Source organism: Xanthomonas populi (genome assembly GCF_002940065.1).
Lineage (GTDB): Bacteria > Pseudomonadota > Gammaproteobacteria > Xanthomonadales > Xanthomonadaceae > Xanthomonas > Xanthomonas populi.
Genome location: NZ_MDEJ01000010.1, coordinates 36,734 through 55,179, shown reverse-complemented (window position 1 = coordinate 55,179; position 18,446 = coordinate 36,734). Strand labels below are relative to the sequence as shown.

The 18,446-nt window shown below is 64.4% G+C and carries 13 protein-coding genes and 3 pseudogenes; 10 read left to right on the top strand and 6 right to left on the bottom strand.

Annotation, left to right across the window (positions count from 1 at the left end; all coding sequences use genetic code 11):
* Positions 1-97 precede the first annotated feature (97 nt).
* Positions 98-613: pseudogene (locus XpopCFBP1817_RS03025) on the top strand (IS30 family transposase); the annotation flags it as partial.
* Between the two features lie 166 nt (positions 614-779).
* Here the strand turns inward: XpopCFBP1817_RS03025 and XpopCFBP1817_RS03020 are convergent.
* From XpopCFBP1817_RS03020 to XpopCFBP1817_RS03005, 4 genes are all read right to left on the bottom strand, one after another.
* Positions 780-1,517, bottom strand: coding sequence for an endonuclease/exonuclease/phosphatase family protein (locus XpopCFBP1817_RS03020; protein ID WP_128415930.1), 738 nt, complete (start codon positions 1,515-1,517; stop codon positions 780-782).
* Between the two features lie 49 nt (positions 1,518-1,566).
* Complete coding sequence (locus XpopCFBP1817_RS03015; protein ID WP_128415925.1) at positions 1,567-2,382, bottom strand: thiol:disulfide interchange protein DsbA/DsbL; 816 nt, start codon at positions 2,380-2,382, stop codon at positions 1,567-1,569.
* 92 nt (positions 2,383-2,474) lie between these two features.
* Complete coding sequence (locus tag XpopCFBP1817_RS03010; protein ID WP_128415924.1) at positions 2,475-3,125, bottom strand: thiol:disulfide interchange protein DsbA/DsbL; 651 nt, start codon at positions 3,123-3,125, stop codon at positions 2,475-2,477.
* Positions 3,126-3,217: 92 nt separating this feature from the next.
* The gene (locus XpopCFBP1817_RS03005) at positions 3,218-4,006 is read right to left on the bottom strand and encodes a c-type cytochrome (RefSeq protein ID WP_167393803.1); all 789 of its coding nucleotides are present in this window, start codon (positions 4,004-4,006) and stop codon (positions 3,218-3,220) included.
* Between the two features lie 144 nt (positions 4,007-4,150).
* Between XpopCFBP1817_RS03005 and yihA the strand changes: the two genes are divergently transcribed.
* Complete coding sequence (yihA, locus tag XpopCFBP1817_RS03000) at positions 4,151-4,774, top strand: ribosome biogenesis GTP-binding protein YihA/YsxC (RefSeq protein WP_128415923.1); 624 nt, start codon at positions 4,151-4,153, stop codon at positions 4,772-4,774.
* Between the two features lie 368 nt (positions 4,775-5,142).
* Positions 5,143-6,507 (top strand): glutamate--cysteine ligase, encoded by a 1,365-nt coding sequence (locus tag XpopCFBP1817_RS02995; protein WP_128415922.1) that lies wholly within the window; start codon positions 5,143-5,145, stop codon positions 6,505-6,507.
* A gap of 88 nt (positions 6,508-6,595) precedes the next feature.
* Here the strand turns inward: XpopCFBP1817_RS02995 and XpopCFBP1817_RS02990 are convergent.
* Positions 6,596-8,117: pseudogene (locus XpopCFBP1817_RS02990) on the bottom strand (ATP-binding protein).
* On the bottom strand, positions 8,114-8,833 hold the full coding sequence (locus tag XpopCFBP1817_RS02985) for a response regulator (RefSeq protein WP_128415921.1): 720 nt from the start codon (positions 8,831-8,833) through the stop codon (positions 8,114-8,116). The pseudogene XpopCFBP1817_RS02990 and the gene XpopCFBP1817_RS02985 overlap by 4 nt, the downstream one beginning before the upstream one ends.
* Positions 8,834-8,970: 137 nt before the next feature.
* On the opposite strand from XpopCFBP1817_RS02985, the gene XpopCFBP1817_RS02980 reads away from it, so the two are divergent.
* The 7 genes and pseudogenes from XpopCFBP1817_RS02980 (at position 8,971) to fghA (ending at position 18,150) form a co-directional block, all read left to right on the top strand.
* Positions 8,971-10,074 (top strand): glycosyltransferase, encoded by a 1,104-nt coding sequence (locus XpopCFBP1817_RS02980; RefSeq protein ID WP_128415920.1) that lies wholly within the window; start codon positions 8,971-8,973, stop codon positions 10,072-10,074.
* A 388-nt stretch (positions 10,075-10,462) separates the two neighbouring features.
* Positions 10,463-10,834 carry a hypothetical protein gene (locus tag XpopCFBP1817_RS02975; protein ID WP_425479049.1) on the top strand — a complete coding sequence of 124 codons (372 nt, stop codon included), beginning with the start codon at positions 10,463-10,465 and terminating at the stop codon, positions 10,832-10,834.
* Positions 10,835-11,322: 488 nt separating this feature from the next.
* On the top strand, positions 11,323-14,889 hold the full coding sequence (locus XpopCFBP1817_RS02970) for a PAS domain-containing sensor histidine kinase (RefSeq protein WP_244171044.1): 3,567 nt from the start codon (positions 11,323-11,325) through the stop codon (positions 14,887-14,889).
* A 278-nt stretch (positions 14,890-15,167) separates the two neighbouring features.
* Positions 15,168-15,444: pseudogene (locus XpopCFBP1817_RS02965) on the top strand (metal/formaldehyde-sensitive transcriptional repressor).
* A gap of 63 nt (positions 15,445-15,507) precedes the next feature.
* Complete coding sequence (locus tag XpopCFBP1817_RS02960) at positions 15,508-16,617, top strand: S-(hydroxymethyl)glutathione dehydrogenase/class III alcohol dehydrogenase (protein ID WP_006451640.1); 1,110 nt, start codon at positions 15,508-15,510, stop codon at positions 16,615-16,617.
* A gap of 68 nt (positions 16,618-16,685) precedes the next feature.
* On the top strand, positions 16,686-17,261 hold the full coding sequence (gfa, locus tag XpopCFBP1817_RS02955) for an S-(hydroxymethyl)glutathione synthase (protein ID WP_023905099.1): 576 nt from the start codon (positions 16,686-16,688) through the stop codon (positions 17,259-17,261).
* Between the two features lie 58 nt (positions 17,262-17,319).
* Positions 17,320-18,150: an S-formylglutathione hydrolase gene (gene fghA / locus XpopCFBP1817_RS02950; protein ID WP_128415918.1), complete on the top strand. Its 831-nt coding sequence runs from the start codon at positions 17,320-17,322 to the stop codon at positions 18,148-18,150.
* The last annotated feature ends 296 nt before the right edge of the window (positions 18,151-18,446 follow it).

Here is an 18,446-nt window from a genome sequence, read left to right as displayed (position 1 = left end):
ATCGCTGATTTTTTGAAGGTATGGTCATCATCCAGTGCGTGTCACCACGGCTACGACTTGGTTGTTCGAGGTGCCCCTAAGCGCAGAAGCGCGCGCGATGCTCCAGAGCGAGGTGCGGCGAGGTCAAAGCTTGCGCGCGATCTCCAGGGTGTTGGGGAGAAGCCCGTCGACAGTGCGTCGGGCGTTGGCCAGGCAGCACAGCACGGCCTCTTGCGCGCGCAGTGCGGGGAGACGTTACCGGGCACGGCGTCAGCACAGCATCCGGCGGCGGCTGACCCCGGAGACGGAGCTGTTCCAGGTGGTGCGCGATCATCTGGTGCTGTGGCGCTGGTCGCCCCAGCAGATGGCTGCCAAGCTCTCGCGCATGCATCCGGATGATCCTACCCAACGCGCCAGCCACGAGACCATGTACGCGAGCATCGACGCCCATCCGCTTGGGGTTTGAAGAAGGAGTTGGTCCAGGCCCTGCGCCAGCACACACCAACACGCGGATGACGGCGCACAACAGCTGCCAAACGCAGCTGGGTGCCGGAGGAGCTGCGGATTGTGCACCGCCCCGAACAGGTGCAGCAGCGTTTGGTCCACAGGCCACTGGGAAGGCGACTTGATCCAGGTGTTGCACTTGACTCTTGAGACTGCCCCGGCGCACTCATATGAGGCGTATCAGGTCCTGCGCTCCCAACCAAAAACCGCCTGCGTTATCGCACAGGCGGTGTCGAGGGGGGGGTGGGGGGCGGTCGAGTTCGCCAATACGCACCCGTAGCGACTTTTCGCGGTTTTTAACGCAGTAACTGCGTTGGCACGCGGATATCCATGCCAACCGCTAGATGATCTGAAAATGCTGCGGGAATCGCTTCGGTGCGCTCGATTATCAGGCTGTCGCTGACCAGAATGTGGTCGATCGCGCGATCAGGACGCCAGCTCGGGAAGGTATGCACTTCGCAGCTCGGCGGCTGCAATCGCGTATGGCGATACAAGGCCTGCATCTCCGGCCGGTCGGCCATGCAGTTGAAATCGCCCATCAACATCGCGTTGGGATGCTCGGACAACAATTCGGCGATGAAGGCTAATTGCGCCATGCGCGAATTGGCGCCCAGCGACAGATGCGCCACGGCCACTGCCAACCCCTCGCGCCCCTCACCGAACTTGGCCAGCAGAATACCGCGCCCGCCGATCCGGCCGGGCAGGGCGTGGTCCTGTACCTCCAGCGGTTGCAGCTTGCTGAGCAGACCATTCGCGCTGGAGGCCACCCCGCCCATGCGGCGGTTGGGTTGGTGGCTCCAGTAATCGAAGCCGGCGCGCTCGGCCAGGTAGTGGGTCTGGTTGGTGAAACCCGAGCGCAGGCTTCCCGGGTCGGCCTCCTGCAAGCCCACGATGTCGCGTTCGCCGGCCAGTTTGGCGATGCTGTCCAGGCTAATGCGCTTGCTGCCCAGCGGCAGCGCGTGCGACCAGCTGCGCGTGACGTAATCGCTGTAACGGCGGGTGCTGGAGCCGGCCTGGATATTAGCGGTCAGCACCCGCAGGGTGCGCGAATCCGATGGGTTCACGGCGTTGCGGTCGCTTGGGTCACTTGGCCAGCGTCGCGCGTTCGCGCGCGATCAGGTGATCGGCAATACGCAGCATGTCCGGAAAGCTCTGGCCCTTGACCAGGTACTTGCCATTGACGATCAACGATGGGGTGCCGGTGAGCTTGCTGCGGGTAGTGAATTGCTTGGCTCGGTTGGTCTTGGCCGACACGCCGAAGCTGCTCATGGTGTCGATGAAGGTCTTCGAATCTACACCGTACTTGGCGTAGAACCCCGCAATGTCCTGCACCGAATCCTTGCCGCGCTCGCCCTTGAGGGTCTGCTCGACGTGGATGGCCTTGTACAGCGCTTCGTGGGTCTTTTCCTGCACCTTCAGGGTCTCGGCGGCGTAGAAAGCACGGCCGTAATCGTCCCACGGGCCACCGAACATCGCCGGCACGTAGACGAAATGCACGTCTGAGGGCAAACCGGCCTTCCACGGCCCGATCAGCGCCTGGAATGCGTTGCAGGCGGGGCAGACATAGCCGAACACTTCGGCCACTTCGATCTTGCCGGCGGCCTGCTGGTACGGCTGGCCCCCTTCGATATCCAGATAGTCGGTGCCGGCAACCGGCTCGGGGCCGTTCGGGGCGCGCGGGGCGGCGCTGGGTGCGGCGACGGGCGGCGTGGTGGCGCTTTCGCCAACGGCCGGCGGTGCGGCGGGGTCGGTGGCCGGAGTGGCAGCAGCCGGCGCAGTCGCGGTGTCAGCGGCCGGCGTGGCAGCGGCGGGTGCGGTGTCGGACGAACCGTCCTGGGCCTTGCAGGCGACCAGGATCGGCAGCAGCGCCATCAGCGTCAGGGCGAAGCGGGTCTTCATCGGATTGGATCTCCAGCGTGGGGCAAGAATAAGAGCGGGACGGCCGCGGCGCGCATGATGCCACGCGCGGCAGTCGGTGGCGGTTACGCGGTTCAGCGCTTGGCAGGGCCTGTGTGTTCGCGGGCGATCAGATAGTCGGCCACGCGCAGCATGTCCGAGTAATTGCGCGCGCCGATCAGATAGCGCCCGTTGATGATGATCGCCGGGGTGCCGGGGAGCTTGCTGCGCTTGGCGAATTCGCGCGCGGCATCGAGCTTGGCGTCCACCGCCTGGCTTTTGTAGGTCTCGATGAAGCGCTGCTGCGGCACGCCGTAGTCGGCATAGAACGCCGCCAGCTCTTCCGGAGCCACGTTCTGGGAGGGCATGCTCTGCTTTTCGTGGATCGCATCGAACATGGCGCGATGGCTGCGTTTGGCCACGCCCAGGATGTCGGCGGCGAAGTAGGCGCGCGCGAATGCATCCCAGAAACCGCCGAAGGCCGCCGGCACCGGGGTGAAGCGCACATACGCCGGCTGCTTGGCCGCCCAGGCTTCCAGCACCGGTTCGAAATGCGCGCAGTGCGGGCAGGTGTAGCCGAACACTTCGGTCACTTCGACCTTGCCAGCCAGTGGCGCGTACGGCTGGCCACCGTCGATCACCATGTAATCGTCGCCTTCAACCGGCGGCGCGGTCTTTTCGGCAGCGCAGGCTACCAGCGGCAGCAGGATCAACAACAGTAGGGACAGACGGGAAAGTAGATTCATGCGGGCTCCGTGGGGATGGGGCAGTACGGGAAACGACGACGCCGGTCGCGGGACCGGCGTCGTGACGCGGTGTGGCAGTTGCGGCGTTCAACTCATGAGCGTGCGGGCGTCCCGGCGGGTGTCTGCGCGGCGGCGGCATCGTCGGCGCGGTCGTGCAGGCCCTGCAGATAGCTGGCCAGCGCCTGGATCTCCCGCTCGGTCAGTGGGTGCGCCACCTGCGCCATGATATTGAACAGCGCTGGGTTGCGCTCCTGGGTGGTGCCGGCCTGGTATTCCTTCAGGCGCCGCGCCACGTACTCGGCATGCTGGCCGCCCAGGCGCGGATACGCCGGGCCCGGATTGCCGCTGCCGGACGGGCCATGGCAGGCCATGCAGGCCGGCACGCCGCGCGCGACATCGCCGCTGCGGTAGAGTTTTTCGCCGACCTCGTAGAACTTCAGGCCCTGATACGGCCCCTCGTTGACCACCGCATCGTCGGCTACCCCGGCGGCGGACTTCTGGGTGGCGAAGTAGGCGCCCAGGTCGCGCATGTCCTGCGCGGTGAGGTCCTTGACGAACGGCACCATCACCGCCGACATGCCGCTATTGCGCTCGCCACTGGCGATCAAGGCCACTTGATGCGCCACGTAGCGCTCGGTCTGGCCGGCGATGCGCGGGTACATGGCGACAGCCGGATTGCCGTCCGGCCCATGGCAGGCAGCGCAGGCGGCGGCCTTGGTCTGGCCGGCCTTGGCATTGCCCCAGGTGGTCTTGGACAGGTCGACCTCCAGCGGCGCAACGCGCACAGGTGGGGGATCGGGAATCGGCGTGACCGCCGATTGCGCAAATGCCACAGCGGCAATAACCGGCACGGCGAGGACAAGCACACGAGCATGGCGCATCAGCTAAAGCTCCGTATGGACCCGGCCTGCGCGCGTTTGATGCTGGCTGTGGCAGGCGTACTTCGATTATCGACACGCCTTTGCGCCAGGGTCAACGAACAGTGCAGCAAAACCGCCAGACCCCGAACGTGCGATCCTAGGGAGATGTCGCTCCTTATCGAACAAGCCCGCTACCACCTGTCCGCCCATAACGCCCGGCAATTGCCGGACGATGGCGGCTACGAGGTCGCCTTCGCCGGCCGCTCAAACGCCGGAAAATCCAGCGCGCTCAATGCGCTGACCCGCCAGAACGCGCTTGCGCGGGTGTCCAAGACCCCAGGTCGCACCCAGCAACTGGTGTTCTTCCAGATCCAGCCCGAGCGCTGCCTGGTGGATCTGCCCGGTTACGGCTACGCCAAGGTGCCGCAGGACCTTCAGGCGCATTGGCAGGCCTTCATCGACCGCTATTTCCGCACCCGCGAGGCACTGCGCGGGCTGGTGGTAGTGATGGACATCCGCCACCCGCTCAGGGATTACGACCTGCAGATGCTCGGCTATGCCGCCGAACGCGGCCTGCCCGCGCACGGGTTGTTGACCAAGGCCGACAAGCTCGGCCGTGGCCAGCAAATGCAGACCCTGCAGAAGGTCAACAAAGAAGTCTCCGCCCGCTTCGGCGACAGCGTGACCGTGCAGACCTACTCCGGCGAATCGCGTCAGGGCGTGGACGAACTGCGCGGTATCGTCGGCGGCTGGCTGGGCCTTGATGGCGCGCCGCCTGCGGCCGAGTGATGCGGTCGTCGCCGCACTTTCCTCGCGGCGATGCCCGAGGCGGCCTGACGATGGCGAACCTCGGTGCGCCGTTTGCGGTTTGCGGTTTGCGGTTGCGCTGATCTATGACTGCTCGCGGGCGTTGGTGCAGTGCGCACAGGCAGTGCTGCCGCGCAACACCTCAGGCAGCGCTGCGCTGCACATGCCGGGGCCAGGAACACGTTGATCCCGTAGCGGCCGCGATCCACGACCGGTCGCCCACCGGTGGAAATGTCATGCCCTGTCGGTGTCGCCAATCCTTCCCTGCCGGGCGGTTATAGTGCGGGGCTTGCGGTGGCAGGGGAGTATCCCCACATCGTTCCCCCTTCATCACGTCTGCGAGCCTGCCCTTGTCGAGTCCCAGCCACGTTGCCGAAACGCCGATCACCGAACGCGCGGAGTTGGTCCAGGTGCTGGCCTCCGGCGAGAAGCACAGCGAAGACTGGCGGATCGGGACCGAGCACGAAAAGTTCGGCTTCCAGCTCGACGACCTGCGCGCGCCCACCTTTGAAGGTGAGCGCGGCATTCAGGCCTTGCTGACCGGCCTGACCCGCTTCGGCTGGGAGCCGGTGCAGGAAAACGGCCACACCATCGCGCTGCTGCGCGACGGCGCATCGGTGACGCTGGAGCCGGCCGGCCAGCTGGAACTCTCCGGCGCGGCGGTGGGCACCCTGCACCACACCTGCGTGGAAACCGGCACCCATCTGGACGAAGTGGCGCAGGTGGCCAGCGAGTTGCAGCTTGGCTTTCTCGGTATGGGTTTCCAGCCGAAATGGCGCCGCGATCAGATGCCGTGGATGCCCAAGGGCCGCTACCAGATCATGAAGAACTACATGCCCAAGGTCGGCTCGCTCGGCCTGGACATGATGACGCGCACCTGCACGGTGCAGGTCAATCTGGATTACGCCACCGAAGCGGACATGGTGAAGAAGTTCCGCGTCTCGCTGGCGCTGCAGCCGATCGCCACCGCCTTGTTCGCCGATTCGCCGTTCACCGAAGGCAAGCCGAACGGTTACCTTAGCTATCGCTCGCACATCTGGACCGACACCGACGCCGACCGCACCGGCATGCTGGATTTCGTGTTCGACGCTGGCTTCAGCTACGAGCGTTATGTCGATTACCTGCTCGACGTGCCGATGTATTTCTTCTACCGCGATGGCGTTTATGTCGATGCCAGTGGGCAGAGCTTCCGCGATTTCATGCAGTGCAAGTTGCCGGCATTGCCGGGTGCATTGCCGACGCTGCGCGATTGGTCGGACCACATGACCACCGCGTTCCCGGAAGTGCGCTTGAAAAAGTATCTGGAAATGCGCGGCGCCGATGCCGGCCCGTGGGATCGCCTGTGCGCGCTGTCGGCGTTCTGGGTGGGGCTGCTGTACGACGACACCGCGCTGGATGCCGCCTGGGATCTGGTCAAGGATTTCAGCACCACCGAGCGTCACGCGCTGCGCGATGGCGTACCCAAGCATGCGCTTGGCCTGCCGTTCCGCAATGGCATGGTGCGCGATCTTGCGGCGGAAGCGGTCAAGATCGCGCGCGAAGGCCTGCGCCGGCGTGCGCGCTTGAATGCCGACGGTCAGGACGAAACCGGCTTTGTGGATGTGATCGCCGAGATCGCCGAGAGCGGCGTGACCGCAGCCGAGCGCAAGCTGGCGCTGTATCGCGGCGCATGGAACGGCGACATCGATCGTGTGTTCCGCGAGTTTGCGTATTGAGCGAGCGTTGCTTGCGCCGTTGCACGGCGTTGCCGATGCGGCGCGCCGCTTGCGGTGTGTACACGCTAAACCCAGGTGCTACCCAGCGTTAGCGCCGTTCCGGCATGCAGGGCAGGCGCACCGTCACGCGCAGGCCGCCGCCGGCACGGTTGTCCAGACGCAGGTCTCCGCCATGCGCCAGCACGATGCTGTGCGCCACCGACAGGCCCAGCCCGATCCCGCCGGTATCGCGGTTGCGCGAGGACTCGCCACGCACGAACGGCAGCAGCAATTGTTCGTGCTGGGTGGGGTCGATGCCCGGACCGTCGTCGTCGATCCACAGCACGCCGCCGTCGTCGTCGCGCTGCAGTTGCAGGCGCGCACGCTTGCCGTATTTCAGTGCGTTTCCCAGCAGATTCATCACTGCGCGGCGCAGGGCCCAACGGGTCGCCATCCAGGGTGATCTCCGGCCCAGGCAGCAGCTGGGCATCGGCGCCGATGTCGGTGGCGTTGTCGACCACGCTTTCCACCAACAGGCGCAGATCCAGCGGCGCGCGTTCGCCGCGATGGCGATCGTTCTGGATGAAATCCAATGCGGCGGAGATCATCGCCTTCATCTCGTCGATGTCGGCCAGTGCCTTGTCGCGTAGTGGCGGCTGCAGGCCATCCAGGCGGAACGACAGGCGCGCCAGCGGGGTGCGCAGGTCGTGCGCGATCGCTGCCACCATGTGGGTGCGCTCGTTGATCAGTCGGTTCAGGCGTGCCTGCATCGCGTTGAATGAGTCGGCCGCGCGCACGATCTCCGGCGGGCCGCTGCGCTGCAGTGCGGGGGCATCCGGGTTGCGGCCCAGCCGGTCGGCAGCTTCGGCAAAGCGCTTGATCGGCGCCGACAGCGCGCGCGAGAACCACCACGCCAGCGGCACGTTGGCCAGCAGGCCGGCCATAAACAGCAGCACCACGTGGGTCTTGAACTCGGCCGAGAGGCGTCGCGGCGGCGATTCGACCGTACGCCAGCGGCCATCGGGCTGCTGCAGCGCGGCGGTGAAGCCATCCAGCAATGGCACGCCGGGGGTCAGACGCTCGCTTTCCCAGGCGCTGGGCGCGTCGTCCGGGCGCAGTCCGTTGCCGAACGGCGAGGCGCCAGGATGGCGATCGCGCGGCCAATCCCCTGGCGCTGGCGGCGATCGTTGCAAGGCATCGCGGCGATTGCCGTCCGGGCTGCCACTGCCGTCATGGGCCTCTGACGCCTGCGGCTGGCCCGGCATGCGCGGTGGCCGGGGTATGCCGATGCGCGGGCCCGGGCGATCGTCGGCGCTGCGGTAGAAGCGCACGCGCGGCTCGGGGACATCCAGCCAATGGGCCAGCAGCATTTCGGCGAACGTATCGCGCACCTGGCCTGTCGGCGATACCGGCGCCTGGGCGGACTCGCGCAACTTCAAGGTCTGAGTGCCGGCCGGCATGCGCGTGGACAGCAGCGCCACCACCTCCGGCAGGTGCACCGGCGGCTCGTAGACCGGCGTGCGCATCACCAGCAGGGCGATGCCGACCGCCTGGGCGGTGAGCAGGGCCACCGCCAGCAACACGAAGGTGCGGGCAAAGATCGACAGCCCGCGACGTGCCGGTTTGCTCACAGACGCGAGACGCCCGGCAGCAGCATGTAGCCTTCGTTACGCACGGTGCGAATCAACTCGGTATGCACGCGCTCGTTGATCTTGCGGCGCAGGCGGCTGATCTGGCTGTCGATGGCGCGATCGTAGACCTCGGTCTCGCGGCCGCGCGCGTAGTCCAGCAACTGGTCGCGGCTCAGCACCCGCTGCGGGTGCTCGACGAAGGTGCGCAGCAGTGCGAATTCGCCATCGGAGAGGTTGATGAAGATGCCGGTGGGGTCGCGCAGGTCGCGGCGCACCACATCCAGCCGCCAGCCGGCGAACTCGTAGACGTTGCCGCGGTGGTCGGCCTGCTCGTTGCTGGCCTGGCTGCGGCGCAGCAGCGCGCGTACCCGGGCCAGCAATTCGCGCGGGTTGCAGGGTTTTGCCAGGTAATCGTCGGCGCCCACTTCCAGGCCGATGATGCGGTCGGTGTCGTTGCCCAGCGCGCTGAGCATGATGACCGCAGGTGAACCGCGCTCGCTGGCCAGGGCCCGTGCAGCGCTCAACCCGTCTTCTCCGGGCATCATCACGTCGAGTACGATGAGGTCCGGGCGGCGCTGCGCGATGCTCTTGCGCATCTCCGCCACATTTTCGGCAACGTCCACCTGGTAGCCGTGGGTGCTCAGGAACTCGCCGATCAGTTTGCGCAGGTCAGGGTCGTCGTCGACCACAAGAACGCAGGGTTGTTGCATGTCCATGGAGGTCATCGTCGGTGGCGCGAAGATTTGGCCGCGTGGGGTGGTGGCTGCCGGATACATGGTGCTCGCAGTTGCAAGGCTGGAGCAGGCAGCATAATGATTGAATTTGTCATCCATTGGCACACGTGTGACGCGACATGACAGAACGAGACATCGCCAAGGAATCCATACCATCGGCACTGTGCGGCTGCAAGGGCAAGTGCGCGCATGACAAGGCGTTTCCGATGACGCGGGTGATCAGCCGCGACAACGGCGTGGGCCTGACCCGCGACATGGTATTGATGGCGCAGACCCTGCGTGCCGGTGGTGTGCCGGTGCAGGAAGTGGGATTCACCAGCCAGCGGGTGTACGACACCCTGCGCGAAACCCGTCTGTGGGCCAGCCGCGCGCTGTTCGGGCGGGTGCCGGTGCAGATCTTTTCCGAGCGCGTGTATGCGCGTTGCCTGCCGCTGGGCCAGGCCAACCTGCTGGTCCCCAATCCGGAGTGGATGCTGACCAAGTGGTTGCCGCATCTGCCTCAGTTCGACGCGGTGCTATGCAAGACCCATCACGCCGAACGGATCTTTCGCACTCTCGGCTGCACCACGCGTTTCATCGGATTCACCAGCCAGGATCGTCACGACCCACAGGTGGCGCGTCATCGCGCATTCTTCCATCTGGCCGGGCGCAGCACCGCCAAGGGTACCCGCGTGCTGCTGGAGACCTGGCAGCGCCATCCGAAGTGGCCGCTGCTGACGGTAGTGCAGAGCCCGCGCACCGCCGGCAAGCCGGTGGTCGCAGCGAATATCGATCACCGGGTCCGCTATATCGACGATGCCGGCCTGCGCCGGCTGCAGAACGCGCATCTGTTCCATCTCTGCCCGTCCGAGGCCGAAGGCTTCGGCCATTACCTGATGGAAGCGCTGAGCGTAGGCGCGGTGACATTGGCGACCGACGGCGAGCCGATGAACGAATTGGTCAGGCCCGAGCACGGTGTGCTGATCCCGGTGGCGCAGGTGCGTCAGCAGCGTCTGGCTTCGTATTACTCTGTCGATGCGGCGGGAATCGCGCATGCGGTGGAAACCGCGTTGGCATTGCCGCAGGCGCAGCTGGATCAGCTATCGGCCAATGCGCGTGCCTTCTACCAGGCCAACGATGCCGCGTTCGCTGCGCGCTTTCGCGCTGCGGTGATGGCATCGCTGCCTGAAAACGCCGTTGAAAACGCTGCCGTCAGTGTGGCACCTGCCGTCGTCAAGAACTGACGCGTCACGCCTGGCTCGCTTGTAGCGGCGCGATCAGCGCCTGCCAGCGCCTGCCCGCGCTTGGCGTATGACGACACGCGGGCGACACATGCGCGGCACATGCAGATGCAAAGCTTTGCTGGACGAAACGCGGGCGTCGCCCGCACGGCCACGTGCGTGCACTGCGCACACGTGCGCCATCCATCCAGGGAGATCGACGATGGTCCAGACACGCCCCACCTTTGCCGTCACCACTGCGCTGCTTGCTGCGCTGAGCCTGGGAGGCTGCGCCAGCCTCTGCGGCGCTTCTGCTGGCGCGCCACCGATGCCACCACCCCCGCCACCCCCACCGCCGCCTGCGCACGGCCATCATGGCCCGCCGCGGCCGAGTGCAGCCGAGCTGGCCGCAATGCACGCCTGCGCGCAGGAGCAGGGCGCACGCTTGCCATCACCGCCAGCCGCCGCGCGGCAGGAGCACATACCCGATCGACCACTGGATCGCGCAGCCTTCGATGGCTGCCTGGCAAACAAGGGGGTTGTGCTCCCGCCGCATCCGCCTGGCGGGCCGGGGCGCGGTGGACCAGACAGCTGGGACGAATCGGGCGAACCGCACGGCCCGCACGGCCCGCCACCACCGCATGACCCCGAATTCGACGCAGCACTACAGGCCTGCGCCACGGCGCAAGGCATCGCGCTGCCGGTGCCGGATGTGCCGCTGCCGCCGTCGTTGTTGCAATGCCTGGAAGCGGAGGGATTCAAGCCGCCGCCGCGTCACGGCTGATATCGATTGATCAAGCAGGTAGTGGTTTCTTAGCTGCCTGCTGGAAGTAGCAGTGCGATGCAACTTAAAGAGTGCCCTGTAGGTAATTAATAAGACGCGCGATACGCGTTCGCCGCCGGCCTCTGATGGGCTTTCGCATACTCATATAGATGCGAAAGTGGGTGCCAACAAAAACCGTTCGCACAGGTCTTATCGCGCACGCACCGCAGCTGCCTTGCTGCAAGCGGGCGTTGCCGTACAGCAAAAATGGCCGGTGTTTGGTCAGGTATCACTGCAAGCGGAGTGGACACCACGTTGCAGTCGCGTCGGCTCCGTCTCTGAAACGGAGCCTCACCCGTCAAAAAATACTGCAGATGTCGAGTACGCTACTACGGTCTCTTCGCTCGTGATTGCGCATTGTGTGGCTTCACCCTTGGCGAAAGATCAATGATGCGCGCAGGGAGAAACCAGTCACGATGAAGCGTGCGCCTGACGAAGATAGAGACAACGTGGAACGTTTGAAAGACGATGCGAGCTTGCTGGAAGAGCTGGCCGGCATGCGCACGTTGCATACGCTACAGGTCAGTCTTGCAGCGCAGCTCGATATGCGGGTGGCATTGCAGGAAATCGCCGCGCTTGCCTGCACGTTTGCGCGCACCGAGTGCGGTTGCGTGCAACTGGTCGACGAGCACAGCAACGACATCGAACTGGGTGTGTATCGTGGGCATGACGAGTGCCGACCGTTCGTGCAGCAGTTCTTGAAAGACGGTTTTCAGGCTATTTGCGATACCGTGCGCCGCGAGCGCCGACAGCTGGTGATCGAAGACATCGAGGCGTTTACGCCACGCAAGGGCACGCCGGACTACGCGTCTGCGTTGTGTAGTGGTATTCGTACCGCGCAGTTCACACCGATGTTCAATCGTGCCGGCGTGTTGCTGGGTTTGCTCAGTACGCAATTCACCGTGCCGTATCGGCTGGCGGAGCATGAACTCAGGTTGCTCGAATTGCTTGCATGGACCGCCGCCGATTATGTCGAGCGCAATCGTGCTCAAGCGGTGCTGCGGACCAGCGAATCGCGGCTGGTGGCGTTGTCGCTGGCAAGCTCCGAAGTGCATTACCGGATGAGCCCGGATTGGGGTGAGATGCGCGCGCTGACCGGTAAAGGCTTTCTGGCCGATACGGTCAATCCGAGTCGCGCCTGGCTGATGGACTACATTCCCGATGGCGATCAGGCATTGGTGCGGCAGAAGATCGACGCCGGCATCCACACAAAGACACCGATCATTTTCGAGCATCGGGTACGACGTGCGGACGGCAGCGTGGCGTGGATCGCCACCAAAGGCCTGCCGGCGCTGGATGCGCAGGGAAACATCTGCGAGTGGTTCGGCACCGCCGCCGACATCACCGCACGCAAGCAGGCCGAACAACGCCTGCGCGACAGCGAGACACGGCTGGCGCTGGTGCTCGACCAGGTGCCGATTGGCGTCGGTCTGTTCGATACGCAAGGCCGTTTCACTTACAAGAACCCGCAGCTGAGCGACCAATTGACCGGTCTCAGTCCCTCGCTCGATAGCGTGTATGGAGACCAATGGAAGGGAATCGACCAGCAAGGCAACCCGGTGACGCCGCAACAGTTTCCCGGTGTGCGTGCGTTGCGCGGCGAAGACACGGCAGCGCCGGTCGATTTCCGCCACCTGGATGGAACCACCGAACGTTGGCTACGCGTCACCGCCTTTGCGTTACGCGATGGCAGCAAGGTGACCGGTGGATTGACCGTGGTGCAGGACGTGACCGGACAACGCCACGTGCAGGCCGGACTGGGCGTGCTTGCCGAGCATAACCGCGACATTCTGGAAAGCATTTCCGACGCGTTCTATGGCCTCGATGCGCAGTGGCGCTTTACCTATATCAATCGTAAGGCCGAGGCGCTGTGGGCGCGCTCGCCTGCACAATTACCGGGCAAGGTGATCGGGGACGAGTTCGCCGCGTTGATCTGGTCTGCAACGCACACGGCGCACCTGCAGGCCGTACAGACGCGGCAGATGGTTCGCCTGGATGTGGCGTCGCCGGTGCTGGGCCATTGGGTCGACATCAGTCTGTCTCCCACCAGCGATGGCGGCATGTCGGCGTATTTTCGCGATATCTCCGACAGCAAACGTGCGCAAGAGCAGCTGCGTGCCAGTGAAGAGCGCTTCCGCACCGCACTGACGATCGAAACCGTGGGGGCGACGTATTTTGATATGGATGGCCGCCTGACCGATGCCAACGATGCGTTCTTGAAGATGAGCGGTTACAGCCGTGCGGATGTGGAAGCCGGCGCGCTGACCTGGCAGAACCTGACCCCGGCAACATCGCATGGCTTGACCGCGCAGGCCTTTCAAGAGTTGAAAGCCAAGGGCAGCACCACGCCGTATGAGCGCGAATATCTGCGCAAGGACGGCTCGCTCCGCTGGGCATTGTTCGCCGCCAAGCGGCTGCCGGATGGAACCGGCTTCGAGTTCGTGCTCGACATCACCGACCGCAAGCTGGCCGAAGCAGCATTACGCGAGGTGCAGGATCGCAATGCATTGTTGCTGAAGCTGTCCGATGCGCTGCGGCCGCTGAGCGACCCGGCGGCGATACAGGGCAAAGCCGCACGCGTGCTGGGCGAGCACGTGAACGCTGGCCGCGCGTATTTCGTCGAAGTGGATGGCAGAACGCAGCAGTACGTGGTCGAGCGCGATTGGCATCAACCTGGCGAAACCAGTCAGGCGCGGCGCTTGGCACTGAGCGATTGGCCGATGCCCTGGCTGATCGACGCGCAGACATGGGTGGTACGCGACACCGCCATCGACGCAGCGTTGCCCGACGACGGCCAGCGCGTGGCCTATCTCGGCAACGACATCGGTGCGCTGATCGTGGTGCCGCTGATCAATGGCGGCCAGCTGGTCGCCACCTTCGTGGTCAATCAGCGCACTGCACGCGATTGGACGGCTGCCGAAATCCGCCTGGCCGAAGAAACCGCAGAGCGCACCTGGGCGGCATTGGAGCGCGCACGCGCACAGGGCGCGCTGATCGAAAGCGAAGAGCGCTACCGGTTGATTCTGGAAAATGCGCTGGACTACGCGATCTTTACCACCGACACCAGCGGGCATATCCAGACCTGGCCACCCGGTGCGGCAGCGGTGTTCGGCTGGACCGCCGAAGAAGCGGTGGGCCAACATATCGCCATGAACTTCGTTGCAGAAGATCGCCTTGCCGGCGTGCCGCAGCGCGAGATCGAACAGGCGCACCACACCGGCTTTGCCCCCAACGTTCGCTGGCATCAATGCAAGGACGGCCGCCGCGTCTTCATCGAAGGTGCAATCCGGCCACTGCGTGATGGCGGTGTCGAGCCGCTGGGCTATCTCACGATCGGCCAGGATGTGACCCGGAGGCGGCAATGGGAAGATCGCCAGCAGGTGTTGCTGGCCGAACTGCAGCACCGCACGCGCAACCTGATGGGCGTGGTGCGCGTGGTCTTCAACCGCACGCAGCGCAGCAGCAAGACCATCGCCGAGCTGGCGCTGATCTACAACGACCGTCTGGATGCACTGGCACGCGTGCAGGGATTGCTGTCGCGCTTGAACGAGGGCGATCGCATCCTGTTCGATGAGTTGATCCATGTCGAACTTTCGGCAATGGGCGCGATCGATGCGCACGGCCAGGGCGAGCAGGTGGTGCTGGATGGCCCCAGCGGCGTGCGTCTGCGCTCCAGCACCGTGCAGACCTTTGCGCTGGCGCTGCATGAGCTGGCGACCAATGCGAATAAGTACGGTGCGCTCTCACAACCCGGCGGCCAGTTGCAGGTACGTTGGCGCTTGCTGCGCACCAGTAACGGCACGCGGCTACGGATCGAATGGAGCGAAACCGGCGTGAACATGCCAGCGCCCGGCCAAGCGCCACATGGCTCCGGGTACGGCAGCGAATTGATCGAGCGCGCGCTGCCGTATCAACTGCAAGCCGAAACCACCTATGCGCTGGACCCGGATGGCGTGCGCTGCACGATCGAACTGCCGGTGTCGGAAAGCATGCGTCTGGAGGGGGAGAAGGGTTAATGGGAGATGCTGCAGGTGCACATCACTCGCCGTCATGCGGCAGTGCGATTAGTTTCTAGGGTGCAGTCGCGAATCTGCAGGGAAGCCAGGACGGTTTTGAATCGGTCTATGGCACCGGCGCCACGGCGCCAGCATCACCGCTGACGGTACTCTGCGCACATCTCCCCTCAATCGGATACGCCGTCGCCAAACCGCATCTTCGTCAGAAGGTGACTGCATCCATGGCTTTTTTTCATCCGGATCCATATCCTGCCCCCCAGTATCTGGCCGGAGCCGTCATGCCGCATTCGCCGCAAGAGAAAAAGCGAGCGCTAGCACGCGTGCGACGCTTACGTGGGCAATGCGATGCGCTTGAACGTGCGTTGCAGACGGGCGCAGACTATGCGCCTGTGCTGCAGCAGATCGCCGCGATCCGGGGGGGCCGTGAATGGGCTGATGTCGCAGGTGCTTGAAGCGCATATCCGGGAAGATTTCGGGCATGCCGCCACGTCCGATGCGCAACGCGCCGAGCGGGTGCAGGAATTGCTCGGCCTGGTCCGGTCCTACCTCAAATGAACTCCCACCGGGTCGGCGCATGCCGCACCCGTCCTTGAATCTCATCGTCAGGAGCGTCATCCAATGAAATCCCGTGCAGCAGTTGCATTCGGACCCGGCAAGCCGCTGGAAATCGTCGAAATCGACGTCGCACCGCCGAAGGCCGGCGAAGTGCTGGTCCGCATCACCCACACCGGCGTCTGCCACACCGATGCGTTCACGCTGTCTGGCGACGACCCGGAAGGCATCTTCCCGTCCGTGCTGGGCCACGAAGGCGGCGGCATCGTTGAAGAGATCGGCGAGGGCGTCACCAGCGTCAAGGTCGGCGATCACGTGATCCCGCTGTATACCGCCGAATGCCGCAAGTGCAAATTCTGCCTGTCCGGCAAGACCAATCTGTGCCAGGCAGTGCGTGCCACGCAGGGCAAGGGCCTGATGCCCGACGGCACCACGCGCTTCTCCTACAACGGTGAGCCGATCTATCACTACATGGGCTGCAGCACCTTCAGCGAGTACACCGTGGTGCCGGAGATTTCGCTGGCCGTGGTCAACCCGGAAGCGCCGCTGGAGAAGGTCTGCCTGCTCGGCTGTGGCGTCACCACCGGCATCGGTGCCGTGCACAACACCGCCAAGGTCAAGCCGGGCGAGAGCGTGGCGGTGTTCGGCCTGGGCGGCATTGGTCTTGCGGTGATTCAGGGCGCGGTGCAGGCCAAGGCCGGGCGCATCCTGGCCATCGACACCAACCCGGGCAAGTTCGATCTGGCGCGCAGCATGGGCGCCACCGATTGCATCAACCCCAAGGACTACGACAAGCCGATCCAGGAGGTCATCGTCGAGTTGACCGATGGCGGCGTGGATTTCAGCTTCGAGTGCATCGGCAACGTCAACGTGATGCGGTCGGCGCTGGAGTGTTGCCACAAGGGCTGGGGCGAGAGCGTCATCATCGGCGTGGCTGGTGCAGGCCAGGAAATCAGCACCCGTCCGTTTCAGCTGGTGACCGGCCGCGTGTGGCGCGGCTCGGCCTTCGGCGGCGTCAAGGGACGTACCCAATTGCCGGGCATGGTGGAGCAATCGATGAAGGGCGAGATCGATCTGGACCCGTTCATCACCCACACCATGCCGCTGGAAGAGATCAACGAAGCCTTCCACCTGATGCACGAAGGCAAGTCGATCCGCACCGTGATTCACTTCTGACCGTACGGCCAGGATAGGCGCGCGGCCGCTTCCGCGCACGTGGTACCCGATACTCCGGGAGGGGCATGATGACCAGCGTCTCGATTCATCCTTCGGTAGACAGTGGTGTTGCGCGTGGAGGTGCAGAAAGCTTTCAGGGGGGAACCCTTGAATGCCATTGTGCCAGCGACAAGGTGACCGTGGAAGTGGGTGCGCAGACCGCGCATAACCACGCCTGCGGTTGCAGTAAATGCTGGAAGCCGGAAGGCGCGACCTTTTCGGTGATTGCAGTGGTGCCGCGCGACAAGGTCACGGTCACCGCGCATGCGGAGAAGCTCAAGATCGTCGACGAAAGCGCGGCGATCCAGCGCCACGCCTGTACCGGTTGCGGTGTGCATATGATTGGCCGCATCGAGAACAAGGACCATGCGTTTTACGGTCTTGACTTCATCCATACCGAGTTGTCGCAACAGTCGGGCTGGTCGCCGCCGGGCTTTGCGGCGTTCGTGTCCTCCATCATCGAAACCGGCACGCCGCCGGATGACATGGACGGCGTACGCGCGCGTCTCAACGAGCTCGGCTTGACCCCGTACGACTGCCTGTCGCCGGGATTGATGGATGCATTGGCGGCCAATGTGGCACGCCATAAGGGCTTGCTGCACTGATCGCCCAACCCCGCGGTCGGCATCCATGTCGGCCGCAGGTTTTTATCGAAGGAATCTCATGGAACGTATCGAACACCGTGCCTGCTTCGGCGGTTGGCAAGACGTCTACCGGCACCAGTCGCAGAGCTTGAACTGCAGCATGCAGGTGGGCGTGTATCTGCCACCGCAGGCCGCCGATGGCCCGCTGCCGGTGCTGTACTGGCTCAGCGGCCTGACCTGCACCGAACAGAATTTCATCAGCAAGGCCGGCGCGCAGCGTTACGCGGCCGAGCATGGCGTGATCCTGGTCGCACCGGATACCAGCCCGCGTGGCGACGACGTGGCCGACGCGGACGGCTACGATATCGGCAAGGGCGCCGGTTTCTACGTCGATGCCACCGAGCAGCCGTGGGCGGCGCACTACCGCATGTACGACTATGTGGTGAACGAATTGCCGGCGTTGATCGAAGCGACTTTCGCTACCACCGGCGCGCGCGCGATCAGCGGCCACTCGATGGGCGGGCACGGCGCCTTGACCATCGCATTGAAGAATCCGGGCCGCTATCGCAGCGTGTCGGCATTTTCACCGATCGTCGCGCCGAGCCAGGTGCCGTGGGGTGAGAAGGCGTTTGGCCAGTATCTGGGGCCGGATCGCGATACGTGGAAAGCCTATGACGCCACTGCGTTGATCGCAAAGACGCAGGAGCGCTTGCCGCTATTGATCGATCAGGGCGACGCGGATGAATTTCTCGAAAACCAGTTGAAAACTGCGCTATTCGAGGAAGCTGCACAGACCGCTGATTATCCGGTCACGGTACGTCTGCAGCCTGGTTATGACCATAGCTATTACTTCATCTCGAGTTTTATCGGCGAGCATATTGCGCATCATGCTGCGGCGTTGCGTGGTTGATTGTTTCGTTGCGTGAGGAGTGGCTGGTTGAGTGAGTAGTGGAGTGCGTGCCATGGGATGGCGAGAGGTACGCGCCTGGCGCCTGGCATTGCTGTATTGCGTGCGCTGGTGTCATGAGTAAAGCGGCAACCTGATGTCCCTTCTCCCTTCGGGAGAAGGTGCCCCGCAGGGGCGGATGAGTGTACGAGCGAAGCCTCGTGCAGTTTGAAAGTGACGACGGCTTCGCCCCTTACCCTCACCCCAACCCCTCTCCCGTGGGGAGAGGGGCTCGCTATTGCGCATCTGAAAGTTCGCGT